We start from the raw sequence: 25,943 nt of genomic DNA on the forward strand, positions 1-25,943 counted from the left end.
TTCACCTTGCTCAGGAGCGATTTTTTATGTGCGACCTGCGACCTTCGTTCACAATCCGTAGCGTGCATTATATCTATGTGTTGTCAGGACTCGGATTTATAGAAGGCGTTCACCAAGCTGTTTCCCAGACGTACCTCAATCAGCTCCAGTGGTGTATCCAGATCGGCACGGATTGTGTGATGCGTATCGACCGGAATGCTAAATACAGAACCGCTTGCCGCAGCAAAACGTTCTCCGTTCAGCATGACCTCTCCCCGGCCGGACACGATCGTCCATACTTTAAGTCCACTGCCGTGAATACGGCCATTCAAGCATTGATCTGGCAGTACCGTCAGCCGTATGGCCAGTATATCGTTCAGACTCCGATGATCAAATTCGTCCAGCACTCGGTAACTGCCCCAAGAGGTTTCACCATGCATGGGGTGAAGTTGAAGTTTACCTAGCTGCTCCTTGATTACGTGGGCATGGCTCTTGGACGCAATGAGAATGCCATCGGGACTCGCGGCAGCAATAATACCTTCCACACCAATGACATGAAGTGGATAGGGCAGCTCATTAACGATATGCGTGCCATGAGTCTGCCCACTAATCTGTCCACGCCCGATTACTTGACTGCTTAGCTGCTCTGTTAGAGCCTGCCAGTTGCCGATGTCGTGCCATTCGCCATCGTAGGGCAGGACGATGGCATGTTCGGCACGCTCTGCAATCTCTTCGTCGAAACTGCGAACGGGGAGGCTATCATACATCGCGCATAATGCTTTATCGTTCAGCGGCAGATCACTTCGCTCCATACAGGACAGCATATACCGTAATGTAAAAGCGTAAACACCACAGTTCCAGAGCGCGCCCTGATGAATAAGCTGTTGTGCTCCGGGGAGATCCGGCTTTTCTGTGAAGCGAGCAACTTGCGCATAGGAAGTTTTCCCTTCCCGTATCATTTGCAGACCCGGAACGACGTAGCCGTATTGGTCGGAGGGATGAGTGGGCCTTGTCCCAAGCATAGCCAGATCGGCTCCGCTCTCAAACAATATGCCGGAGAGCGCTGCTATGCTATGGAAGAAATCCTCTCCTGCAAACATGTCCGCTGGGGCAATGCAGAGAACTTCATCCAGCCCTGTGCCTCTGGTGTGAAAATAAGCAGCTGCCAGTGCAGCAGCGGTGAAGGTTCCCCGTTTGGCAGGCTCGCCCAGAACGGGCAGACGACCTTCTGTATGGCGAAAGGCTAGATTTACCTGACTCCGATGAGCCAGAAGCAGGGCAGAGGAATCCAGCCCGGTTAAGGTAAGCTGACGGTACACCCGGCCGAGCATAGATTCCTTTCGCCCGTCAGGAGCGGACAACAACCGGAGAAACAGCTTCGACCGGATTTCGTTGGATAGTGGCCATAGCCGTTTTCCGGCACCACCGCATAATAATACGATGCGCACGGACGTTTCCTCCTTCAATGCAGATCTATTTTGGACTGCATCATTTTGCAGGATTTTAAAAACTATTTTAGCGATGATTCAATCTTTGTTTTTGGAGCAAGTTGGTACACCTTGCGTTGATGAAAAGATAAGGAGCGATAGTTCTCGGCCAAGACATCCAATTGTTTTTGCGACAGGGAAGAAGCCCGACTATGAAGCGCTTTATTCAATGACTTGCGCAAAATCATCCGAGAGGGCTGATGGCTGTATAAATAGTTGGCATACGTTTCATATTCGGAAAAACCAAACTGTTTTGTCCGGTCTACACTGTGAATAATTGCGTTGTACCAGGGTTTCCCATGTCGTGCCTCGATAACTTGCTTGAGCCGGGTAAGCTGTGCTTTTTCAAAAAGCATATAGTGAGTAACAAAGGACTTTGGTGAGGGAGCTTTAACGCCCATCAGCTTGTGATAGGTGCGAAAATACTCTGGCTGGCTCCAGTTGCGGTAGTAAAAAATCGTTTTTCCGTCTTTACGGAACGTATGTGGACGAATCAAAATCGTGTCTGCGTCAATGACGAGAAAAAAAGAGGCTTTACTGATTTTGTCGCCATTCATTTTGAGCAATTGTTGATACAGCCAGCCTGAGCGGTCCCAGCGTGTTGTCCCGTAATGAATATGTTTTTTGGTGATGGGTAGCACCGTTTTTTCGTCTATAAATGTACATTTCTTGTTTACGCACAGACGGCGAATCCCGGTGCTTTGTGGTGAAATGATATAGATAGTTCCAATTCGGTGCTGCACGTGACGGCGCAGACTGTCAATCACCAGCGGTAGTGTGACAATATCTTTATCAATTGCGGGGATCAGAACATCGATTGTAAGGGAACCCTTTCGTGGCCCATCCGATTGCGCTGACATGTTATTCACTCCCTATATGTGCAAATATACGCTCCCAGTGTCTCCTAATATTGTATGCTTGGACAGGCGCTTTCGACCGGGCAAGGTCAAACGTCCATTTCTATGCAGGACAGGGCTGATGAAGCTTCGAATGGGGAGTTAGCGCATACGATAGATTGATCTTTTTTAACAGGAGCGTTCTACCTGAGAGTAGAGAGGAGAGGGGCAAGTGAATTCTTCACAGGCGCAGGCGTTGCGCAGCAAATGGCATAAAACCCAATTGTTGCTCCAGCATGGCAGCATCAAACCTTATGTACCTGAAACTCGGAAATATAACAAAGCAAATTTGAAGTCAATGCTGGAGAAGTACGGTATGGTCTATGTAAAACCCGAGCGAGGTACCTTTGGTAAAGGTGTAATGAGAGTAGAGCAGGAGGCTGGCCAGCGTTTCGCCTATCAATTTGAGGAAACGCGTCAGGAATTCAAACATTTGGATGCACTATATACCAGCCTATCGAAACATACGGGGAAGAAAAGTTATCTTATTCAAAAGGGAATCCATTTGCTACGCCATCAAATGCGTTATTTTGATATTCGGGTCATGGTGCAGCGTAATGAAAAAGGGCTATGGGAGTCTACCGGAATTATTGGACGTCTGGGTCATCCCCGTAAAATCGTGACTAACTATCATAGTGGTGGTAAGCCGATGGCCTTGGAGCAGTTACTAAAATCCCATTTATCGCAAAGCAAACAGGCGGAGCTGGTCAAGAAACTAAATGAACTGGGTCTTACCATCGCCAAGCAACTGCAAAAAACATATCCAAATTTCCGGCAAATTGGTGTGGACATTGGACTGGATCATCGCTTTACCCCATGGATTATTGAGGTGAATACGAAGCCGGACCCATATATTTTTAACCAATTATCAGATAAGTCCATGTACCGTAAAGTATTAGGCTATTGGCGACTGGCTAATGAAAGAAGGAAGGTCAGGGTCCCAAGCAAAGACACAAATAAAGATAAGAACAAAGATAAGAACAAAGATAAGAACAAAGATAAGAATGTAATTAAGGACTCTAAAAAAGAAAAAGTATCTTGATTAGTGGATAGCTTCATTGCCAGCCCACTCCTATATGAACAATGGAGTGGGCTATTTAAAATTGAACAACCTGTGACCCTGTGCTATGCTTACATGAAAGAGAAGCTAGACGTACTAATGATGATCTTTACTATGCGTATAAACGTCTGATGATACGACGAATAGAAAGGATGTACAGCCATGAATTCTGTCATTGAACTTAACAATGTAAGCTGGAAGAGAGATAACCGCACCATACTAGATCAAATCAATTGGCAGGTAGCTGAGGGAGAGCACTGGGCTGTACTCGGCTTGAATGGGTCAGGTAAAACAACGATGCTCAATATGATTAACGGTTACATATGGCCAACCACAGGTAGTGTTGGTGTATTGGGCCATACCTTTGGGGATGTGGATCTGAGGGAGCTGCGCAAATCTATTGGTTGGGTCAGTTCCTCTTTACAGGAAAGAATTAATGGGAGTCAGCGTACGCAGGATGTTGTTATTAGTGGCAAATTTGCCTCCATTGGACTTTATGATCAGACGACGGATACAGATTATGAACAGGCCGTTCAGCTTATGACGCAACTGGGGTGTGCTCATCTCGTGGATCGGTTGTATCAGGGATGCTCACAGGGAGAAAAGCAGAAAGTGCTTATCGCCCGCGCATTAATGGCCTCGCCCAAGCTACTGATTTTGGACGAGGCGTGTAATGGTTTGGACTTTTTTTCCCGGGAAGCATTGCTGGATAGCATTCGCCAGTTATCGGAGTCGCCGGCTTCGCCGAATTTACTGTATGTTACACATCATATTGAAGAAATTCTACCGATGTACACGCATACGATTTTAATCCGCCGGGGCACGGTATTTGCCAAAGGTAAAACGACTGATATTCTAAGCAGTGAAACGCTTAGTGCTTTTTTTGAAACGCCTGTACAAGTAGAATGGAGACAGGATCGTGCATGGCTCTCTATGGTGTAGAGAGTCTTTTTTTCTCGCTAACCTGCTACCAACATAATCAGAATAGGCAATATCAGGAATGAGGCAAGCGTGCTCCACAGGATGCAGGTGGAAACCAGTTTTGGCGATGCATTAAATTTTTCTGCTAAAATGACAGCATTCACAGCAACAGGCATTGAGGCAAGAATGAAGAGAACGGAGAACAAAAGACCTGAAATTCCCAGTATCAGCATAGCAAGACAAGCCGCAAGCGGGGAGAGTAGAAGCCGAATTGTTAGTCCGGCGTAGCTGGCTTTTTTAATAGACGACTCCAACTTAAATATTTTTACATAAGCCATCTGGGTACCCAGAATCGCCAGCACGACCGGAGAATAGGCAGCAGCAATCATCGAGACGCCTGATTGAATCCCTGAGGGAAGATGCCAGTCCAGTAGCCGCAGTCCCATGGCGAGTAGAGCTGCATAGATCGCAGGAAGTGAAAACACCGACTTAACAGCACTTTGAACAGAAAATTCAGAGCGGGCTGCAAAGTAAACGCCAATGGTATTGACCATAATTATCTGGATGACGACATACACGGAGGCTTTATCCAGACCGAGCTGCCCAAAGGCAAGTAAAATTAGGGGCAGGCCATAATTTGCACTATTGGTGAGTGTGGAGATTAAGGTAAGTCCAGCCGTTTCCGGAGTGCTCAGTCTAAAGATTTTCCCTGCTAATTGTGCAATTCCCCACAACAGCAGCAGGTTTAATATTGAAAAAGCGGCAGTCTGCGCCACATCATGCCAGGTAAGCTGTGCTTTGAGTAGCGTGTCCAGAATCATTGCGGGGCTTAAAAAATATAAATACAAAGTCGAGAGCGGTTTCGTTTCCAGCTTCATGAATTTTCCAAGTAAAAATCCGGCGATCACCGGAATGGACAGCGGAACGATAACCGATAATAGAGTTGAAAGTACGATTTGAATCATGAATTCCACCCATCCTTTCTGTAATGACATTTTCCATTATAAGACGCTACTTTCGAGCCCGTCCAAGATGAAAATACAATCAAGGTCATAGGTATATACTATGAAGCCTTCGACACTTATTGTGAAAACAATAAAAGGGATGCCCACAGCCATGATGAACGGCTAATAGGGCATCCCTTTTATTATAATGAACCAATGATACTGCCAATTTATGCAGTAGCTACGGTTTCCGCTTTGGTTCGGCAATCGTCAGAGCAATAGTGCTGATGCTGTTCTTCGCAATCCGGACATGCAATATGCTGGAGATTGCACACTGGGCAGTTGATATAATGATCGCTCGGCGTTTCACAATGGAAGCACTTGCCGACAATGACGTCCTCATCCGTATGATTGATCGGAATCGAGATTCGTTCGTCAAATACGTAGCATTTACCGTCAAACAAACGTCCTTGTACTTCCGGGTCCTTGCTGTAAGTCACAATGCCGCCATCCAACTGGCCTACATCATTAAACCCTTCTTTGATCAGAAGACCGGACAACTTTTCGCAACGGATACCTCCGGTGCAGTACGTCAGGATTTTCTTGTCTTTGAACTGAGTCATATTGTCGCGAATCCATTGTGGAAATTCACGGAACGATTCGACTTCGGGGCGAATCGCCCCGCGGAAATGACCGATGTCATATTCATAGTCATTACGTCCGTCCAGAATAACTACATCTTCTTCTTGAAGCTGCTCATAAAACTCCTTTGGTGACAGACGCTTACCGCTAATTTCATTAGGGTCCAGCTCATCTTCATGACGCAGCGTAACAAGCTCCTGACGATGGCGTACAAATATTTTCTTGAACGCATGACCGTCAGACTCATCTATTTTAATAACGATATCGTGGAATTTCGGATTGGCGCGCAAATCACGCATATATTGCTCCGTTTGCTCTACTGTACCAGACAGTGTTCCGTTGATTCCTTCCGCAGCAATCAAGATTCTTCCCTTGACGCCCAGCTCCTTGCAGTAAGCCAGATGCTCTGCCGTAAAGGTGGCAGGATCTTCAATGTTGACATATTTGTAAAACAACAAAATTCGATAAGTATGTTCACACATGTAAAATCACCCTCTGATTCAAGTCAAAGTTTTTTAAAAGCAATTTTAAATGTACCACATTCTTTTAGTTAGTCAACTTAAATGTATAAAAAGTGGAAATGAAAAAGGAGACGAGCGACAAAAGTAAGGGTTTACATTATAATAGTTACGTACTGATGAGGGGATTTTTGGTAGCAGGATGAGATCTACTGGATGAAAGGATGAATGAAATGAAGCATCATTTGACAGCGCATACACCACCTATGGGGTGGAATAGCTGGGATTGCTACGGTGCAGCAGTACGGGAAGAGGAAGTACGGGGAAATGCTCAATATATGGCGGAGCATCTGAAGGAATACGGTTGGGAATATGTCGTGGTGGATATTCAGTGGTATGAGTCAGGAGCAGTATCTTCACAGTATCGCCCGTTTGTCCCATTGGAAATGGATTCATTTTCACGTCTTATTCCAGCGGTGAATCGGTTTCCTTCGGCAGCAGATGGACGAGGCTTCCAAGCTCTTGCGGAATATGTACACGGTCTGGGATTGAAATTTGGTATACATATTATGAGAGGCATATCCCGCCAAGCGGTGCATCAGGATACCCCGATTTTGGGAACCACAGCCACGGCGAGACAAATTGCGCATCCCAACTCTATTTGTCCTTGGAACACAGATATGTATGGGGTAGATGCATCCAAGGAAGGCGCACAGGAGTACTATAATTCGTTGTTTGATCTGTATGCGGAATGGGGTGTGGATTTTGTCAAAGTAGATGACATTGCTGCATCACGTCTCTATGGTATTCATTTGGCGGAAATTGAATTGATTAGGCGGGCTATCGCCCAATGCGGACGTCCGATGGTGTTGAGTCTATCGCCTGGTCCTGCACCGCTGGAGCATGCATCTGATTTAATCGCAAACGCGAATATGTGGCGTATGACTGATGACTTCTGGGATGTATGGCCTTTACTGTATGGTATGTTTGAGCGCTGCGAGAAATGGGCGGAACATGTAGGTCCAGGTCACTGGCCGGATTGCGACATGCTGCCACTGGGTCATCTGGGTATTCGTTCGGTAGATTCGGTAGATTCCGGCAGCCATGACAGATGGACACGCTTTACTAAGGATGAGCAGCTAACGATGATGACCTTGTGGAGCATTTTCCGGTCTCCCCTGATGTTCGGGGGCGAACTGCGGGATAATGATGCATGGACTCTTTCTTTGCTGACTAATGAAGAAGTGTTAAATGCTCATCGCAACGGTTTGAATGCACGGCAGGTGTATAGAAAGGATGAACATATCGTTTGGACTTCACATAACGGGAAAGGGCATGTATATGCAGCTTTGTTTAATGCTGGGGATGAATCTTCAAAGGTGCGTGTATCCTTAAAAGACCTTGGTATTGAAGGTCAGGCAAATGCCAGAGATTTATGGAACCATGTAGATTTAGGTGTTTTAGCACAAGAGCTGTCCACAGATTTACCTCCTCACGGAGCAGCTCTATTTATTTTGAAATAGAGGATTTTGCAAAAATCCCATAAGCGACTTCCAATGAACAAGATATAGATCGAAATGGTTTAGTTTGTCTATATTTTGCACTTCGGAGCGAATGGAATCGAATTTTGCAAGATCCTGAATAACATAATGTAAGGAAGAACTATGCTGTAGTTCCAACCCAATCACCCTATCGTAAAAGTGAAAGATATCTTTACAATAGGGTGTTTTTTTGCATGTGTAACTTTAGGATATTTTAACGAACTCGACATTATTCTTGGGAATATGACATTTGGAACGTGTTAATTTTATATAGTGCCTATTTCTGTACAAATTTAAATCATTTTAACGAATAGACTCGAGAAAGGAGTCAAATGATGAAATTAAAAAAAATCCACCAAAATGAACAGGACGAGCCTTGGCCCTCTAGCAAACCAATACTATGTATCGGGGGGGCTAATTTGGATCGTAAAATCATGATTAAAGGTACATTTCAGCTTCATACCTCCAATCCGAGCAGTACAAGACTGCAATCTTGCGGTGGGGTAGCACGAAATGTAGCCGAAAATTTAGGGAGGTTGAGCCAGCGGGTCAGCCTGCTGACCGCAGTTGGGGACGATGCGGAAGGTGAATTTATTATCGAACAGTCCAGCCGTTACATGCACGTGGTTCCTCTGCAAGTCAAAGGTGAACCGTCAACTGGGGTTTATACTGCCTTGCTGAACGAGCGTGGTGAACTGATTGTAGCGACAGCAGAAATGGAGATTTATGATCAGATTCGTCCTTCAGTAATTTTTGAAAATGCTCCTTTAATTGCCTCATCCCGACTCGTTCTGCTGGACACTAATTTCTCTATGAACGTAATTGCAGCCACCATACATGTCTGTCATGAGCATCGGGTTCCGATTGTCGTTTCTTCGGTATCGGCCTCCAAGATGAGAAAGCTTCCCCGAAATTTGCATGGGGTGGAGTGGCTGGTATGTAAACCGGTGGAGGCTGAAGCCTATTTGGAGCTAGAACTTACAGATGATCAGCATATGTTGGATGCCACCCGAATTTTTCACAAACTTGGAGTTCAGAATGTCATTTTTATCTGCGGTGCTGATCGTGTTTTGTACGCCTCTCAGGATGGAACTCATGGCCAAATTCCCATTCATCCTGTTCAAGAGGTCATTGATGTCACAGGCGCAGATGATGCTTTTATTGCCGGGATGATATATGGAATTACCCAAGGTTATCCTATGGAGCAAGTGTGCCAATTTGGAATTAGCTGTGTCGACTTGACCCTGCAAACGGATCGGACGGTCTCAGAGACTCTTTCTATGAATAAACTTCATTCTAGGTTTCAGGAGCTGTATGGCATACATACGCAAAATTTTGTGTTTTTCAAGGGCGTGTATTTTAAAAAGAATGATACATAAGTAATCAAGAGAACTCTAACCTACAACAGCGCATATTTGGAGCTTCACGTATGTAATGGCCTCAATTATTGAATTTGTAAAAGGAGCATGTTGTCTGATGGAAAGTGTGAAATTCGTAATTGTTTTTCTGCCACAGTGCCTCCTTTATCTGATTTTATTTAAAGGGAGGTTCTATGGTAGTAGGTTTACTCTATCGACTGATCTATTCTATGCGGCCCTTACAGGCAGAGCAGGGTAACGAGTTTCTTGCTGTGTAGCAGAAGATTATCTCCTTGACTAGAAATTACATTTCGTGTAAAGTGGTGAAAATTGTAATATATAGGAATAGTGTAGACCAAGGATCAAAGGTTCAATACTCGCTGTACAGAGAAGAAACTCATGGGCTGAAAGGTTTCTCGCCGCGAATGAACGTTTCCCTGCCTTGCGAGCTGTAGCGGTTTGTATGATAAACCGTTACCGGCTAGACGCCGTTATCTAATGAAGGACCGTTCCGTGTATGGCTACGGTCAAATGAAGGGTGGTACCACGACACATTCGTCCCTGACGGATGTGTCTTTTTGCGTACATTTTATCGTCCAACAAGGAGGAAGCTACACATGCGCCAAAGCCAATTATTACTGACAACCTTGCGTGAAGCACCCGCAGAAGCTGAAGTGATCAGTCATCAGCTTATGCTGCGGGGAGGATTTATCCGCCAACTGGCGGCTGGAATGTACACCTACATGCCTCTGGCAGACGGGTGCTCAGAAAAGTAGAGCAAATCGTACGGGATGAAATGGATCGCGTAGGGGCTGGGGAGCTGCTGATGCCTGTATTGCAGCCAACGGAGCTGTGGCAAGAATCAGGAAGATACGATGTTTACGGTCCTGAGTTGATGCGTTTGCAAGATCGGCATGATCGGGAGTTTGCTTTGGGGCCTACACATGAAGAGGTCATTACGTCTTTAATACGAAATGAAGTGAATTCTTATCGCAAATTGCCTGTAACGTTGTATCAAATTCAAACCAAATTTCGGGATGAACAACGTCCGCGATTTGGCCTGCTTCGCAGTAGAGAATTTTTGATGAAGGATGCATATTCGTTTGATGCACATTGGGAAGGACTAGATCATACCTATTCGACGATGTTCCAGGCATATCATCGCATTTTCACTCGCTGTGGTCTAAATTTTCGTGCAGTAGAAGCAGATGCGGGTGCCATTGGTGGCGAAGGTGAAACCCATGAATTTATGGCTCTAGCTGATATTGGAGAGGACACAATTGTAGCATGTACCTGCTGTGAATATGCAGCTAATCTTGAAAAAGCCGTGGCGCGGTCGACGGGAAAAATAGAAATAGCTCCAATCTCAGATAAAAATGAAAATGCCATCCCTCCTTCTTTTGATACAGCTAAAATGGAAAAATTCCATACTCCAGGCCTGCGTACAATAGATCAACTGGTTGAATCGGTTCACATAGAGCCCAAAGAAATCATCAAAACACTGATTTATATGGCTGACGATCAACCTATTGCTGTAGTTGTCAGGGGTGATCATGAGGTTAACGAAGTAAAAGTTAAACATATTTTAGGTAGTGAAAAATTCGAAATAGCAAGTACAGACATCGTGTCAAAGGCGACTGGAACCCCCTCGGGGTTCATAGGCCCATGCGGATTGACGATCCCTGTGTGGGTGGATTACGCCGTTGTCAAAATGTCCAGCGGTATCGCAGGCGCGAACGAGCTGGATTACCATTATCGACATGTGAACCCAAGGCGCGATATAGATCTTCGGCATGTGGCTGACTTGCGCAATGTCATAGAAGGGGATAGATGTCCTCGATGTGACGAAGGGGAATTGAAACTTCATCGTGGGATTGAGATCGGACACGTATTTAAATTGGGCACCAAATATAGTGAGAAGCTGGGTGCGACCTTTCTGGATGCGTCTGGAACTGAGCAAGCGATGATTATGGGCTGCTATGGCATTGGCGTATCCCGGATCCTTTCTGCCATTGTAGAGCAAAATCACGATCAGAACGGAATGATATGGCCTTATGCACTGGCCCCGTTTCAAGTTCATATTATTCCGATTTCTGTGAAAGACAGGCTTCAGATGCAAATAGCCGAGAAATTACACAACCAGCTGCAGGATCGCGGTGTGGAGGTGCTGCTGGATGATCGGGAGGAACGGCCTGGGGTTAAATTCAAAGACTCCGATTTAGTAGGTATTCCCGTGCGCATCATCGTAGGTAAAGATGCCGAACACGGGAAAGTAGAGTTAGTGGAACGAAAAAGCTGCAACAAAGAGACGATTCGTATTGAAGATGTAGAGAGACGAATATTGGAACTACACTAAGCATCTATATCCCGTAGAATATGGCCTTCTCCGAGTGTAATCTCATGAAAGTCCGCCATCTGACGTGCCTGAAACCGGATTGGCTTGTCCCGACCTATCATAATGATATTTTGAACGTCGGCAGCGCCTTCCGAGGGGAGCGAGAAAGTTGAGACATAGGCAAATTCTTCACGCAACGTTGTATGAATGGCATTGATCAAATGGTCGTGTTCACTTTTGCCCATTAAATTCATGATCAGGGAGCCTTCGGAATCCAGCTTTTCTTTGGCCATCTTGAAAAATTCCCAGGATACTAAATGCAAGGGCGTACCCAGCTCCGTGAAGGCGTCCAAAATAATATAGTCATAAGCATCCGGCGCTTCCTTCTCCAGAAGGCGACGCCCATCGCCAACAGTTACATTATCCTGATCGTATCCAAAGAATGTTCGGCTGAACTCTACAACTTGTGCATCCAACTCGGCAATCTTAAAACGTTTATCTGTAAAATGACCCGCTATTGTACCTATACCGTGCCCGATAACAAATACATCTTCAAATGATGGATCGTTCAGCTCCATGAGATGGATAATTGCTCTCGGATATTCGAACAAAATGCGCTGCGGATGATTCAAGTCTACCGCGCCTTGGATGGCTGTATTTGAAAACTGCATCACCCGAAATAATCCCTTTTCACCATACAGCTCGGTGGTTTCGTATACTGTGATTTCATGATTATGGCTCAACTTTTTGTACAAGACATCCAAGTGAATGATCTCCTTCAAGTCAGACTTCCTCCTCATCTTAGACATGGATAGGGGAATTGTCCATAGATGAGGAGAATTGAAAGTTCACATTTCCAAGCATCCCCAATTAGGTAGAATTGTTTATTTTTCCATAACAGAGTTGTTTAAACTTGTTCGTATGTCCTTTAGGAGATATAATATACAAGGATATAATGAAGTTCGTTGTGTATATTCATACAGGAAGAGAGCGGGATATTATGGGACGTAAGTGGAATAACATTAAAGAAAAGAAGGCATCCAAGGATGCTAATACGAGTCGTATATATGCTAAATTTGGCGTGGAAATTTATGTGGCAGCCAAACAGGGCGAACCTGATCCTGAATCCAATCGGGTACTAAGAGTAGTTCTAGAACGTGCAAAAACGTACAATGTACCCAAAGCAATCATTGACCGTGCTATTGAAAAAGCAAAAGGTGCTGGCGACGAAAACTACGTAGAGCTTCGTTATGAAGGTTTCGGACCGAACGGTTCCATGGTCATTGTAGATGCGTTGACCAATAACGTTAACCGTACAGCATCGGATGTGCGTTCTGCTTTTACTAAAAATGGTGGTAGCTTAGGCGTGAGCGGTTCTGTAGCCTACATGTTTGATTCAACAGCAGTTATTGGTCTGGTGGGTAAAACCGCAGATGAAGTGCTGGAGCTACTGATGGAGGCAGATGTAGAGGTACGTGACATCATTGAAGAAGATGAAGCTGTCATCGTATATGCAGAGCCTGATCAATTCCATGCTGTGCAGGAAGCTTTCAAGCAAGCAGGAGTGACTGAATTTACCGTTGCGGAGCTCACCATGCTTGCTCAAAATGATATTTCTCTTCCAGAAGATGCACAAGTTCAATTCGATAAATTGATTGATGCATTAGAAGAATTGGAGGATGTTCAGCAGGTTTACCACAATGTAGACTCTGAGGAATAATCGGATTGCATCATTTACATCTGAGCGTTTTGATAGAATAGATATCCCTAAACCATCGTATTTCGGTACGATGGTTTTTTTGTGAATCAACATCTACATAAGATCGCTTTAACCTTTTTGACTGATCGGTCTGTAAAAATTATAATCATAGGCAGGAAGGTGAAAATGAGGTTTGGAAAGAGCTAAAGAATTCGATACTGAAAGTTAAGGATGCAATAGCGATAATTTTTAATGAATCTGTTAGGATTTTGACGGATAAGAGGCTGTCCAAGGAATGCTTTATTATGAACAGTGCTATTGAACAGGTACCGCATCATCATGAAATCAAAGCTTTTATTTCTGAGAACACTGAAAAGCTTGAGCTAGCTTATTACAACGCCCTAGTCCGCGCCCAAAAAGAGGGGGAGATTTATTTTACGGAATCTGAGCTATTGTCAATCGCCAGATTTCTAAATCATGCCCGACTATCGTTGACATTTACTGCTAAGACAGGCGAAAGCACTGAGGTGCTTAGAGATATCGTGCGTACGACACTATCAATTTTGGATTGATCTTTATGAACGCTTAAGGCGTCTCAAACAGATCCTGATGGCCTGGTTGCGACGCCCTTGTCAGTTGGAGACAGACACTTACATAATGCTTGATGTTACCTTCCAGTTATTGAAATCATAGGTCCGTCTCTCTCTATCATGAACCAAATCGAGTTTATTTCCATTATAATCCTGATGCATCCACGGATCATCCAGCAGAGGCCAATTAGCATAATTGACTTCTGCACCCTGAATTTTACGTGAGGTGGCATATACGATTTCCATCTCTTTACCTGTTAATCCTTTGTAATAGACCCGGGGATTGGTATCGTTAACACCGCTGAAATCCACTACGGTTTTCGTCAGTACAGCCTCAGCAAAGCAGTCAAGCTCTCTAATACAAGTACCTCCTGCATAGTCCATAAGAGGTGCTGTTTCAACGATGACTGCATTTTTTGGCCCGTCACTCCGCAACGATCTCTGATAACCTCCATATTTCCACGATTCCGTGTCATAAGGCCAAACGTAAGGTTGTGCCGTCCTGACAGCCATCAGCATTTTACCTGTGTGAAAGAATACCCAGCCGTTCCTGTTGAATGGGTCCTGTTCGATCGTTGCTTTAATTCCGTTGTATGAAACTGGGCCGTCGATCCATGTATTTGAATTTGTGATATTGTATACTGCAATGAGTGCACCATCGTCCTGAAGTACTTCCTCCATATTCGTTCCGCCAATCCAATATTCCGAGTTGGACGGATTCAAGTTAATCGGCTCACTGAAGTGTTGCTTCATGAAAAACGTATTTGGTTCGTCACTGTATGTATCCCCCACCCATTTGATGCCCCAACGATGAAGCTGATTTTGTGCGAGCCGACTGTCCTTTTGACTGAATACGGCATAATTCGGGGTGATGTAGCTTGTCTTATACGGTTTGTTACTGTTTCTAGACATCCGTTCCTTATGTGTGTAAGTTGTAGAACGGGCTGTTGCTATACGCTTGAAAATGTCTGGTAACTCGTAGTCCGCAACCGCAAATGGAATCGTGGTAAATTTCAGATTGGTTTCATTGCCGAGATATATCGGCTTACGACTGTCTCCAAACAACATCCACAGCAGTACTACACTCTCATCAAGTGTATATCCCGGCTCTTGCTGCGCATTATATGTTCTGGCCTGACTGGTCACCCAGTACCCATGCAGCCACTCTCCTACAATACTGGAAAAATACCACTCCAACGTCAGTTTGGCCATATTCCGCAATGTCGCATCTTTCAAGTGTTCGGTAATGAACAATAGCGGTCCCACATGATGGATAAAATATGTCGGAGAGTCGTATTCAAAGTACCCCTGTTTTGTAATTGTGGGAAGTTCGGATAGCAGATAGCTTCTGGCGATGGTAGCATAATTCACCGGATATTCTGGCCATTCTTCCGCTCCGACAACCCCGACCGCTGCGTACATGAGCCGTTGATTTTCTGTATTTCCCGACAGAGCCGTCCCATCGGCATTCAAAATATTAAAACTGAGCATTTTTGCTTTTACTTTATTCTTTAACTCAGATGTGTAATACTCTTTAAACTTCATATAAGCTTCCATTACGTTAATTCCCCAGAACATGTCTTTGTTCCGATCCAAATGAATGTTGACGTAGGCAAGTCCAGTGCTGATATCTCCTTTTGAAAATTGGGCCATAGCCGCATAACCACCGACCTTTCGCCCCTGATCGTACTCATTGTAAGGATAGCCCAATGCTGCTACATCATCGATTACGATCTGTTTGCGCTCCTGTAGTGAGCTTGTTAAAATCTCATTTTTAAACATAATTACAGCCACATCCCTAATCATAGAATGATAACGCGAAAATAGTATGAATAATTGTTAGAAGAGATTGTTTTTGTAATTATAAGGCATTTGTCTATTAATTTCAGTAATTTACTATATTATATTATGAAAATATTGCATTAGATGGCGAAGCGTATCCATCCACATGTAGTGTTGATGGATATTCAAATGCCAGAAGGGGAGGGATTGAGTCTGCCCCAGTTATAATGCTACAAAAGATATAGGCTACTGGCTAAAGTGGGATGCCTATATCTTTGCATACAAATCCAATCCTTAAGGCCGGAACTATCCGCTAAAAAATTACCTAAAGCAGTAAGAAATGCGCATGAGATTATGTTTTTTTAATGAGAGTACGGACAAGACACACGTTCAGCGGATTCTTCAGAGCCCATCCTTTGGGTAAAAAGAATACCCGGGATACTTAACGACAGGCCATTTTACCTTTCGTAAATTAGAGATCACATCAGTACCTACATGTAAATTACTCTGAATCAGTTCTGTAGGCGTAAGGGCCATCCATTGATTCAAGGAAACATCTGCAAAACGGTCACTTTTAAACATTTCAAGAAACCAAAGTGTGCTGGAGCCTGTATTTTGAATGTAATGACCGTAAGCAAAAGGCACATATCCAACATCTCCGGCTCTAAAATCAAACGTACGGGCTGCACCATTACCGCCAAAGACAGTCATCCGTCCTTGCCCGGCAAGATAGTATTGCCATTCGTCATTATTAGGATGCCAGTGCATTTCCCGCATGGCACCGGGTTCAATCTCAACAAGAGCAGCTGCGATGGTTTTGGATATCGGAAAATTGGAGGAGTCGGCGATTCGTACGCTTCCGCCCGGCGTTTTGATTGGGGGCTGGGCTAGTAATTTATGTTTGAAGGACTGAGGTATCGTACCATAGGGAGAGGAAACTGCTTGGCTTTGGATTGAACCGGGAACGGAATCCTGATAGATATATACTTGGTCTTGAGGAATCGCTGCAAAATCAGCTTCTGGTACACCAAAATTTGCAGAAAGTACGTCTTTGGGAGTATGTGCGAACCAATCGGAGATGGATAGGGTGTTAAGATCGGAGAAACTGCCATCATCAAAAACCAGCAAAAATTCGCACCCATCCTCAAGCCCCTGTATAGAGTGCGGAATGCCAGGAGGAAAATACCAGAGATCTCCGGGACCCACATCAGCAATAAAATTACGTCCATTTTGGTCTACTGCCGTAATGCGAGCACTTCCCAACAGCATATATGACCATTCCGCTTGCTGATGCCAGTGAAGCTCACGTACACCACCCGGTGTCAAACTCATATTCACCCCGGCAAGGGTTGTAGCAATAGGTAATTCCCTTACCGTTACTTCTCTTGACCACCCACCATGATTAAGCTGCATATGGGCATCAGAAAAAGAAAATCTCATATTTGGAATGAGACCATTGTCCGTTACGGGGGGAACCAGCATATCGGGATTCTGTAGATCCCTCATCACATCACGTGGACCCTTGTCGATGCCCCCAGCACCATCACTTCTGATGGGTTGGGGGATTCTTGCATTTTTAGGGCAATCATTATGCATCATTAAATCTTCCTCTCCAGGTTGAAGCTTGATGAAGTATGGGATAAGAAAATACGCATAAAGATTTTATGATCATGTAGTGAGTTTTATGCTGTATGCGTTAGATCTGTAAACTGAGCCTGAATGATTTGAGCTAAATCGTGCGGACTTAATTCCAGTTGGGTCCCAATTTTCCCACCGCTTACAACGATGGCTTCCAGTTCCAATGCAGGCTGGTCGATAAAAGTGGGGTAGAGCTTTTTCATTCCAATGGGGGAGCAGCCACCGCGAATATATCCCGTAAACTTTTGCAAATCCTTAACTGGAAGCATTTCAATTTTTTTCTCTCCCGCGGATTTGGCTGCTTTTTTGAGATCAAGCTCTTTATGTACAGGAATTACAAAAACAAACAGATTTTGTTTGCTATGTGCAACCAAAGTTTTGAAAACTATCTCCGGGGCTCTATCGATTTTCTCAGCCACATTCATACCGTCTATTTTTCCATCTTGATGATCATAACTCAAAATATTGTATTGTATATGTTGCCCGTCCAATATGCGCATGGCGTTTGTTTTGCTGGCACTCATCTTATTTCTTCCTTTCTTTAGAGTTTTTCCAAGTGATCCACATAATCCTTTGCATCCTTAAGGGAAAGATCCTTAGCCGTTCTCAGTTCTTTTATGGCTTGAATCTTTTTTCCTTCCCTAATGAGCAGGAGCAACCTTTCATTGATATCTTCTGAAGCTCCTGCATCTAGAATATGTGGAGGAGTGGCAGGGATGGTGCCTGACAGCGATGTTCCTTGTATTCCTGAACGATTTTCAAGACGCTCCACGTCGGATTTCAAGTCATTAAGCCGAGATTGAAGGCTGTAGACCTTAATTAAAAGTATGACGGAGAGGAGCAATGCGATGATTGCTATATACTCAATAGCTGACAACAGAATTCCCCCCCTATTTAAGTGACTTTCAACGCAGAAATGCTGCACTAAAAATTTATTTCTTATTTATAGTATAGCATGATGATAGAGAAGAAGAGAAAGAGGCTCATTCCTCTTGAAGCGGTAACACGGTTTCGTCTTTGTCTATATCCAATTTAGATAATCGGCGTTGAAAACTTTCTTTCCAATTCGATTCAATCATGTCCGCGGCGGCTGCGAAATTTTTAGCTATAAGCTCACTGACTATTTTTTGGTGTTCTGCAACTGATGACTCTGCACCCAAAAAACCGTCAAAGTATGTCACCTCATAACGGCGCAGCTTTTTTTTTAATCCATCCAGCACATAAATCAATTCTTCATTTGCCGACAGATCAATAATAACCTGGTGGAACTGAGCATCATATTGTTGCGCAAGTATTGCATTTTCTTCCTTTAGCGCCCGTTTGAGCTCTCCATTTAATAATTCTAATTCGTTAATGTGCTTAGATTGAATATTTTCTTGAGCAAACGAGACAGCAAGCTTCTCAAGTGACCCGATGATGGGGTAGAGCCGATAGGCCTGTTTAATATCAACAGGTGCTACCTGCGTCCAGCTATTGGCTTTAGTCTGAACCATTCCTTCTTCTTCCAATCTTAAAATAGCTTCACGGATAGGTGTACGGCTGGCTCCTAGAACCTCCGCTAATTCTTGATCCTTTAACTTATCTCCAGGCTTTAAAACACCACTAATAATCCATTCTTGTAGCTGTAAGTATACTTGCTCACGTATAGATGAACGCTTAACTTTGGTTGCATGTTTGGATAGCAATGATTAGACCTCCTTCGAATTTTATTTGAATGTAATATATCACATACAATTCATGAGTATCAATGATTGCAGCCCGATTTCATACATATTTCATATCGCAAACCAAGTTGACAGTATATAGTCTGATGGGTAACATGTAATATATCACATGCGATATTTTATTTATAAAGCTAAGACATTTAGTATTTTAAGAATAGAAGGAGACATGTATGCAGGATATGACAGCTTTAAAATACATGACAAATGAGAAGGCACGTAAAGTAGAATTCAAGAAAATATCAGTGGAATTTATGGATAGGAATATGGCTCAAAAGGTTAGAAACTTCCATAAAAGCTTTCCTGAATATGAAGTCACTCCACTGCATAACTTGAAAAAGTTGTCACGCAAGCTGAATGTAGGGAGCATATGGATAAAAGATGAATCCTACAGATTCGGATTGGGTGCTTTTAAAGTATTAGGTGGGTCCTTTGCTGTCGGCAAGTATCTGGCAGATAGACTGAATATGGATATTTCAGAGCTTTCTTTTGAAAAGTTGAAAACCGAAGAGATCAAGGGACTATTGGGCGATATTACTTTTGTAACAGCTACAGATGGAAATCATGGTAGAGGGATTGCTTGGGCGGCTAGCCAGCTAGGACAGAAATCAGTCGTGTTTATGCCAAAAGGATCTTCTGAAGTTAGATTAAATCATATTAGAAATGAAGGGGCAGAAGCCTCTATTACGGAACTAAACTATGACGACACTGTTAGGTTGGCCAGCACCTATGCTACTGAGCATCGTGGGGTCTTGCTACAAGATAGTGCATGGGAAGGCTATGAAGAAATTCCAACTTGGATTATGCAAGGCTATGGGACGTTGATAGATGAGGCATTGGAACAGATCCGAGTGGCTGGTGATGATTATCCGACGCATGTATTTTTACAGGCAGGTGTTGGTTCATTTGCAGCAAGTATACTGGGATATTTGATATCTCATTTTGGTGAAAAAAGACCGACAACGGTTATTGTTGAGCCTAATGAAGCTGCGTGCATCTATAAATCAGCGGCGGAAAATGACGGAAAACCTCATGCTGTAACAGGTTTTATGCCCACGATTATGGCTGGACTTGCTTGCGGGGAACCTAGCACCGTGGCTTGGGAACTATTGAGAGATTATGCGGATATGTATATCACCTGTTCGGATTTTGTATCGGCAAAGGCAATGAGGATGCTTGGAAATCCATTACCTGGTGATCCCCAAATTATATCTGGTGAGTCTGGCGCTGTTGGCTTAGGTGTTTTGAGCTTGTTGCGGAAGCAAGAAAATTTAATTGAAGCTGCAGCTCAGCTTCAATTAAATGAAGACTCCAGAATCCTCATCATAAGCACGGAAGGGGATACAGATCCCGAGGCATACAGACAAATTGTATGGGAAGGCAAGTATCCATACTTTTTCATGAGTATGAGCAAAACTTTTAGAATGAAAAGGGGAATGCAAAATGGTATTTAAAAATTCCAACCTATGCATTGATGAAGCACGTTTACTGGATCGGATTCAATCGCTTGGCCAAAGGGGACGTGACCCTGAACAAAAGCTCACCAGACTGGCAGCTTCTGCTGCAGACAAGAGTGGTCGTGACACCTTGGTAGCCTGGATGAAGGAGGCTGGTTTGGAGGTTGTGGTCGACCGTATTGGAAACATCTTCGGCATATGGAAAGGTGCAAATGATACTCAATCAGCTCCGGTGCTGATTGGGTCGCATATTGACACAGTGATCAATGCCGGTGTGTACGATGGTTGTTATGGTGTGCTTTCCGGTCTTGAGGTCATTCAGACATTACAGGTTTCTGGCTTTGTTCCTGCTCGCTCTATTGTTGTGGGTGCTTTTACGAACGAGGAAGGGGTTCGTTATGCCCCTGATATGATGGGCTCGCTGGTATATGCAGGTGGACTCCCGCTTGAGGACGCATTGGCCTCTGTGGGAACAGACGGCACTATATTGGGAGAAGAGTTGGTGCGCATCGGGTATGAAGGAACAGAGGAGCCGGGTTTTATGCTGCCACATGCTTATGTGGAGCTTCATATTGAGCAGGGCCCGGTACTGGAAAGTGTCGGTGTTCCGATTGGTGCAGTTGAGAACCTTCAAGGAATATCCTGGCAGCGCGTTATTATTGAGGGGGTTGCCAATCATGCCGGGACTACACCAATGTCGATGCGCAGAGATGCGGGACAGGCAGCAGCCAGTGTCATCACATTTTTAAGGGACCGGGCGACAAGGTCGCAGACACCTACGGTGGCTACGGTTGGTTGTCTTAGCATGGAGCCTAACGCGATTAATGTTATTCCTTCACGCGCCACGTTTACTGTTGATTTGCGTGATCCTGATGAGCAGAGATTGCAGGCTGAAGAAGCGGCGCTGACCGAGTATCTTAGAGTACTTGCAGCTTCCGAAGGGGTAACGATCACGACCGAGCGAATGGCCCGTTTTGAGCCGGTTGCTTTCGATGCCAACATTGTGGAGTTGATAGAGGCTGCTGCCATGCAGCGCGAGCTGCGCTCCAAGCGAATGACATCCGGTGCTGGTCATGACGCTCAAATGATGGCTCGCATTTGTCCGGCAGCTATGATCTTTGTCCCAAGTATTGGCGGCATTAGTCATAACCCGCGCGAATACACGCCGCGACCGGATCTGGTAGCCGGAGCCAATGTACTATTAGACGTTATTAAACATCTTGCTGGAGATGTTTAATACGAGCTATTTAATCAGTTTAAAACAAATAAATCAAACGGGGTACCCATGGTTCAGAATCTGCGGTACTCCGTTTTTTCTTATCCAAATGAGTACAAATTGACTTTTTACAGGCAGAGCGTTATATTACAACTTATTATAAACCTTTTAATAAATACTGGAAAAGGAGTGTATTCAAATACAACCAGTCTCCAATAATACCATTCGGGTTAAACAAATTAATGTAGAGTTAGTTAAAAACACACTGAAATCCAAGGAATATGCAACCAAGTCATCGATAGCCAGTATCACAGGTCTTAGTGTGGCAACCTGCGGAAATATTCTGAATGAGCTTCTTCAAACCGGGGAAGTATTAGAGACGGAATTGGAAGAGTCGAACGGCGGACGTCCGGCTAGACGGTACAAATATAACGCTGATTATTCTTATATTATCTGTTTAAATGTGAAAACGGAAGGCGGTATACATTCTCTTACTTATGCTGTTGCTAATTTGCTTGGTGATACCATCATCGAGAATACTTCCATTGTGCCTCATATTGATTATGAGGTCATAGAAACCCAAATTGGAGAGCTGATTAATAACTATGGAAACGTCAAAGCCATTGGGATTGGCATCCCCGGGGTTGTTCATCAAGGAATTATCGATGTTTGTGATCTCGACCTGCTCATAGGAGTCCCTGTAGGTCCACAGCTTCAAGATAAATACGGATTAGAAGTTACCATTGAAAATGATATGCATTTAACAGTCTACGGATTTTATAACATGCAGAATTATGATGAGGATAAAACCTTTGCTATTGTTACGTTTCCAAAAGACAATTTCCCTGGAGCGGGTTTTATTGTCGATGGACATTTGTTAAAAGGAAATACCAAATTTGCGGGGGAAGTTTCCTTCTTACCTTTTGATTTAACAAGAGAGGAACAGCTTAAACAGTTAAATAGCACAGAGGGATTTGTTCCTCTGGCGATCCAAACGATAACTTCCATTATTGCGATTATAGACCCTGTATCTATCGCTTTGACTGGAGAGTTATCCAAGCCGAATCTGTTGGACGATATTTATAACGGCTGTCTAAAAGATGTACCCAAAGAACATATGCCCGAAATTTTTGTGAAAAACGATACTCATGATGAATACATGTTTGGGTTGATTTCGGTGACCCTTGAAAGTCTGACGTACAATTTGCAATTGGTGGAGAAAAGGAAATAGGGCATCGTTCAATAAAGCATGAGAGGATGAGATTAATGAATCAAAAATCGATTGCATGGACTACAGGGACATGGACTAATCATCCTGTATCATCCATAGAAGAAGACCAGTTCCTTAAAGTTGAAACCAGAGAAGGAAGCGACTACTGGGAAAAAACTTTGTATGGGTTTGAACGCAGTAGCGGACATTCCCTGCTTACAGACTGGGAAGAAGGCTCTGCCATCGAAGTCACGTTTCAATTAGGCTCATTTACGGAGCTTTACGATCAGGCCGGTATAATGCTGTATCAAGGACAACAAAAGTGGATTAAAGCCGGAATCGAATTAAATGACGGAATTCCTCAGCTGGCAGTCGTAGTCACAGATGGCTATTCCGATTGGTCATTAGCTCCTGTACCCGATTGGGTAGGGAAAAATGTCACGATCCGTGCTTCACAACTACAGGACGCGGTTATCATTAGAGCCCGAACCGAAAATCAAAGCTGGCGCACTGTACGTGTAGCACGTTTTCCTTATGAAACGGGACAACAGGCAGGTCCTTTTGCCTGCGCGCCGACTCGAGCCGGCTTTCAGGTTATCTTTACACGCTGGGTAAGTACTGAACCAGATAGAGATATTCATGTAGATCCGCCATTTGAAGAATAGTCATTTTACTCAATAATAGAAGAGTTATAAATATGGGGGTAATTATTGGAGATAATACTATGATAAGCTCTGGATGTTTTTAAAATAAAACTTGACATGAAACGCGTTACAAACCTTAAGATTCAATTAGAAGTACTTTATAACACATTTGCATAGGGGTAACGTGTTTCTATCCTAGTTAATAAAAAACATCAGCAAAGGCGGAGAAAATATGAGTACACAGTTTCCAAAAGATTTCCTGTGGGGCGGAGCAGTTGCTGCTAATCAGCTCGAAGGCGCTTATCAAGAAGATGGAAAAGGCTGGTCCATTCAGGATGTAACTCCTCGTGGTGGTTGGGGGCCCGTTACGGATGTACCCACAGAAGATAACATGAAATTGATCGGTATTGATTTTTATCATCATTATAAAGAAGATATCAAACTTTTCGCGGAAATGGGTTTCAAAGTATTCCGTACTTCTATCGCATGGTCACGTATTTTCCCTAAAGGTGACGAACTGGAGCCTAACGAAAAAGGCTTGCAATTTTATGATGATTTGTTTGATGAACTTCACAAATATGGAATTGAGCCACTCGTTACACTATCTCACTATGAAACACCTTTACATTTGTCCAGAGAATACGATGGTTGGGTAAACCGTAAGCTTGTTGATTTTTATGAGCGCTATGCTACAACTGTATTTAATCGCTACAAAGATAAAGTTAAATACTGGTTGACTTTCAATGAAATCAACTCCATTCTTGAAGCACCATTCATGAGTGGAGGAATTAGCACACCAAAAGATCAACTTAGTGAGCAAGATCTTTATCAAGCTATTCACCATGAGCTTGTAGCGAGTGCAAGAGCGGTAAAAATCGGTCATCAGATCAACCCTGATTTCAAAATTGGCTGTATGGTGCTGAGTATGCCTACTTATCCGCTGACACCAAATCCAGACGATGTCATTGCTGCAATGGAATTTGATCACAGAAACATGGCATTTGCGGATATTCACGCAAGAGGTCAATACCCAGGTTACATGAAACGTTTCTTTAAAGAAAACGGAATTACTATTCACTTTGAACCAAGTGATGCCGAAGATTTGAAGCATACCGTTGATTTTATCTCGTTCAGCTATTATATGAGTACTTGTGAGACAGCTGACGAAGCTAAAAAAGTCAAAGGTGAAGGTAATATCCTGGGTGGTGTCATCAATCCGCATCTTGAGGCAAGTGAGTGGGGCTGGCAAATTGATCCGCAAGGTTTACGTTATGTCCTGAATACGTTCTATGATCGCTTCCAAAAACCACTATTCATCGTTGAAAATGGTCTGGGCGCCGTTGATGAACTGATTACAAATGAAAAAGGCGAAAAAACGGTTGAAGATGACTACCGGATCAACTACCTGAATGATCATTTGGTTCAAGTTGGAGAAGCTATTGAGGACGGAGTAGAGGTTTTGGGCTATACGTCTTGGGGATGTATTGACCTTGTTAGCGCATCGACCGCTCAGCTTAAGAAACGTTATGGCTACATTTACGTAGATCGTCATGATGATGGCAGCGGTACACTTGAAAGATATCCGAAGAAATCGTTCCATTGGTATAAAGAAGTTATTGCTACGAACGGTGAAAGCTTGAAACGTTAATTTATAAATAATCCAGTGATTAATTATATATAAATGAAGGCTTATAGATAGCGACCGTTTTTTTCTTTTACGAAGCGGTCGCTAATTTTTTAGGGGTGTTAGAATTGGACAAAAATTAATTACTAATATATATTAAGACTTATTAAAACGTTAATAATAACTATACAGAAAATTGAGTCCAGTATAAATTAATGATTTTTAATGATGAGGCTACAGAAGGAGGAAAATAATGAAGATTGAGCATGTAGCGATCTGGGTGAGAGACTTAGAAAAGATGAAGAGTTTTTACGAGCAATACTTTAATGGGAAATCTAATGATAAATATTATAATGCGACAAAAGGGTTTGAGTCCTATTTTATCACTTTTGAGGATGGAGCAAGGTTAGAAGTTATGCGCAAAACGGGAGTAGATCATTCACCACAGATCAATATTACTGGATGGGCTCATGTGGCATTTTCCGTTGGAAGTAAAGCACTGGTGAATGAAAAGACAGAGCAGCTCATGCATGCAGGATATGAAGTAGTGGGTCAGCCAAGATTGACAGGTGACGGCTATTATGAAAGCGTAATTAAAGATCCAGAAGGTAATTTAGTGGAAATTTCAATGTGAGTAGCTTTCCAGTTCTGAAGAGTGAGCATGTGGAATCCTACAATGAAGCTTTAAAAGAAATCTGACTTCTGTATCTAAATAAGCGAAGCGAGGATGGATCGGTGGTA

The 25,943-nt window shown here is 43.6% G+C and carries 22 protein-coding genes and 1 pseudogene; 13 read left to right on the forward strand and 10 right to left on the reverse strand.

Annotated features, from left to right (window positions below; all coding sequences use genetic code 11):
* Window positions 1-83 precede the first annotated feature (83 nt).
* Window positions 84-1,427, reverse strand: a complete 1,344-nt coding sequence (locus tag MKY35_RS11430) for a sugar phosphate nucleotidyltransferase (protein ID WP_342446417.1) — start codon at window positions 1,425-1,427, stop codon at window positions 84-86.
* Between the two features lie 62 nt (window positions 1,428-1,489).
* Entirely contained in the window at window positions 1,490-2,326 is an 837-nt protein-coding gene (locus MKY35_RS11435; RefSeq protein ID WP_039274598.1) for a DUF6492 family protein, read from the reverse strand.
* A gap of 208 nt (window positions 2,327-2,534) precedes the next feature.
* Between MKY35_RS11435 and MKY35_RS11440 the strand changes: the two genes are divergently transcribed.
* Window positions 2,535-3,404, forward strand: coding sequence for a YheC/YheD family protein (locus tag MKY35_RS11440; protein WP_342446418.1), 870 nt, complete (start codon window positions 2,535-2,537; stop codon window positions 3,402-3,404).
* 180 nt (window positions 3,405-3,584) lie between these two features.
* Complete coding sequence (locus MKY35_RS11445) at window positions 3,585-4,364, forward strand: ABC transporter ATP-binding protein (RefSeq protein WP_342446419.1); 780 nt, start codon at window positions 3,585-3,587, stop codon at window positions 4,362-4,364.
* A 17-nt stretch (window positions 4,365-4,381) separates the two neighbouring features.
* On the opposite strand, the gene MKY35_RS11450 is transcribed toward MKY35_RS11445, so the two are convergent.
* Both MKY35_RS11450 and MKY35_RS11455 read right to left on the reverse strand, forming a co-directional pair.
* Window positions 4,382-5,308 (reverse strand): AEC family transporter, encoded by a 927-nt coding sequence (locus tag MKY35_RS11450; protein WP_039274593.1) that lies wholly within the window; start codon window positions 5,306-5,308, stop codon window positions 4,382-4,384.
* A gap of 209 nt (window positions 5,309-5,517) precedes the next feature.
* Window positions 5,518-6,411 carry a rhodanese-related sulfurtransferase gene (locus MKY35_RS11455; protein ID WP_342446420.1) on the reverse strand — a complete coding sequence of 298 codons (894 nt, stop codon included), beginning with the start codon at window positions 6,409-6,411 and terminating at the stop codon, window positions 5,518-5,520.
* 209 nt (window positions 6,412-6,620) lie between these two features.
* Between MKY35_RS11455 and MKY35_RS11460 the strand changes: the two genes are divergently transcribed.
* The 3 genes and pseudogenes from MKY35_RS11460 to MKY35_RS11470 all read left to right on the forward strand — a co-directional run bounded on the left by MKY35_RS11460 (window position 6,621) and on the right by MKY35_RS11470 (window position 11,642).
* On the forward strand, window positions 6,621-7,910 hold the full coding sequence (locus tag MKY35_RS11460) for a glycoside hydrolase family 27 protein (protein ID WP_342446421.1): 1,290 nt from the start codon (window positions 6,621-6,623) through the stop codon (window positions 7,908-7,910).
* Between the two features lie 353 nt (window positions 7,911-8,263).
* Window positions 8,264-9,307, forward strand: coding sequence for a carbohydrate kinase family protein (locus MKY35_RS11465; protein WP_342446640.1), 1,044 nt, complete (start codon window positions 8,264-8,266; stop codon window positions 9,305-9,307).
* Window positions 9,308-9,903: 596 nt separating this feature from the next.
* A pseudogene (locus tag MKY35_RS11470) lies at window positions 9,904-11,642 on the forward strand (proline--tRNA ligase).
* On the opposite strand, the gene MKY35_RS11475 reads toward MKY35_RS11470, so the two are convergent.
* Window positions 11,639-12,403 carry a fused MFS/spermidine synthase gene (locus MKY35_RS11475; protein ID WP_342446422.1) on the reverse strand — a complete coding sequence of 255 codons (765 nt, stop codon included), beginning with the start codon at window positions 12,401-12,403 and terminating at the stop codon, window positions 11,639-11,641. The pseudogene MKY35_RS11470 and the gene MKY35_RS11475 sit on opposite strands and share 4 nt — an antisense overlap.
* Window positions 12,404-12,621: 218 nt before the next feature.
* Between MKY35_RS11475 and MKY35_RS11480 the strand changes: the two genes are divergently transcribed.
* Both MKY35_RS11480 and MKY35_RS11485 read left to right on the forward strand, forming a co-directional pair.
* Window positions 12,622-13,341, forward strand: a complete 720-nt coding sequence (locus MKY35_RS11480) for a YebC/PmpR family DNA-binding transcriptional regulator (RefSeq protein WP_342446641.1) — start codon at window positions 12,622-12,624, stop codon at window positions 13,339-13,341.
* A gap of 284 nt (window positions 13,342-13,625) precedes the next feature.
* Window positions 13,626-13,892 (forward strand): hypothetical protein, encoded by a 267-nt coding sequence (locus tag MKY35_RS11485; RefSeq protein WP_342446423.1) that lies wholly within the window; start codon window positions 13,626-13,628, stop codon window positions 13,890-13,892.
* Window positions 13,893-13,970: 78 nt separating this feature from the next.
* On the opposite strand, the gene MKY35_RS11490 is transcribed toward MKY35_RS11485, so the two are convergent.
* From MKY35_RS11490 to MKY35_RS11510, 5 genes are all read right to left on the reverse strand, one after another.
* Window positions 13,971-15,692 (reverse strand): hypothetical protein, encoded by a 1,722-nt coding sequence (locus MKY35_RS11490; protein WP_342446424.1) that lies wholly within the window; start codon window positions 15,690-15,692, stop codon window positions 13,971-13,973.
* Window positions 15,693-16,094: 402 nt separating this feature from the next.
* Window positions 16,095-17,288: an oxalate decarboxylase family bicupin gene (locus MKY35_RS11495; protein WP_342446642.1), complete on the reverse strand. Its 1,194-nt coding sequence runs from the start codon at window positions 17,286-17,288 to the stop codon at window positions 16,095-16,097.
* 86 nt (window positions 17,289-17,374) lie between these two features.
* Window positions 17,375-17,854, reverse strand: coding sequence for a Cys-tRNA(Pro) deacylase (gene ybaK, locus MKY35_RS11500; RefSeq protein WP_069011189.1), 480 nt, complete (start codon window positions 17,852-17,854; stop codon window positions 17,375-17,377).
* Window positions 17,855-17,871: 17 nt separating this feature from the next.
* Window positions 17,872-18,207, reverse strand: a complete 336-nt coding sequence (locus tag MKY35_RS11505; RefSeq protein ID WP_039274580.1) for a ribosomal protein L7/L12 — start codon at window positions 18,205-18,207, stop codon at window positions 17,872-17,874.
* Window positions 18,208-18,313: 106 nt separating this feature from the next.
* A complete protein-coding gene (locus MKY35_RS11510; protein WP_342446425.1) occupies window positions 18,314-19,015 on the reverse strand; it encodes a GntR family transcriptional regulator in 702 nt (233 codons plus the stop codon).
* A 209-nt stretch (window positions 19,016-19,224) separates the two neighbouring features.
* On the opposite strand from MKY35_RS11510, the gene dpaL reads away from it, so the two are divergent.
* The 6 genes from dpaL to MKY35_RS11540 all read left to right on the forward strand — a co-directional run bounded on the left by dpaL (window position 19,225) and on the right by MKY35_RS11540 (window position 25,836).
* Window positions 19,225-20,505 carry a diaminopropionate ammonia-lyase gene (gene dpaL / locus MKY35_RS11515; protein WP_342446426.1) on the forward strand — a complete coding sequence of 427 codons (1,281 nt, stop codon included), beginning with the start codon at window positions 19,225-19,227 and terminating at the stop codon, window positions 20,503-20,505.
* Window positions 20,495-21,745 (forward strand): Zn-dependent hydrolase, encoded by a 1,251-nt coding sequence (locus tag MKY35_RS11520; protein WP_342446427.1) that lies wholly within the window; start codon window positions 20,495-20,497, stop codon window positions 21,743-21,745. Before dpaL ends, MKY35_RS11520 begins: the two co-directional genes overlap by 11 nt.
* 301 nt (window positions 21,746-22,046) lie before the next feature.
* Window positions 22,047-22,955, forward strand: coding sequence for an ROK family protein (locus tag MKY35_RS11525; protein WP_342446428.1), 909 nt, complete (start codon window positions 22,047-22,049; stop codon window positions 22,953-22,955).
* A gap of 35 nt (window positions 22,956-22,990) precedes the next feature.
* The gene (locus MKY35_RS11530; protein WP_029515109.1) at window positions 22,991-23,599 is read left to right on the forward strand and encodes a DUF1349 domain-containing protein; all 609 of its coding nucleotides are present in this window, start codon (window positions 22,991-22,993) and stop codon (window positions 23,597-23,599) included.
* 211 nt (window positions 23,600-23,810) lie between these two features.
* Entirely contained in the window at window positions 23,811-25,226 is a 1,416-nt protein-coding gene (locus MKY35_RS11535; RefSeq protein ID WP_029515108.1) for a glycoside hydrolase family 1 protein, read from the forward strand.
* A gap of 229 nt (window positions 25,227-25,455) precedes the next feature.
* On the forward strand, window positions 25,456-25,836 hold the full coding sequence (locus MKY35_RS11540) for a VOC family protein (protein WP_342446429.1): 381 nt from the start codon (window positions 25,456-25,458) through the stop codon (window positions 25,834-25,836).
* Window positions 25,837-25,943: the final 107 nt, after the last annotated feature.

Source organism: Paenibacillus sp. FSL L8-0638, from assembly GCF_038593075.1.
Taxonomy (GTDB): domain Bacteria; phylum Bacillota; class Bacilli; order Paenibacillales; family Paenibacillaceae; genus Paenibacillus; species Paenibacillus polymyxa_D.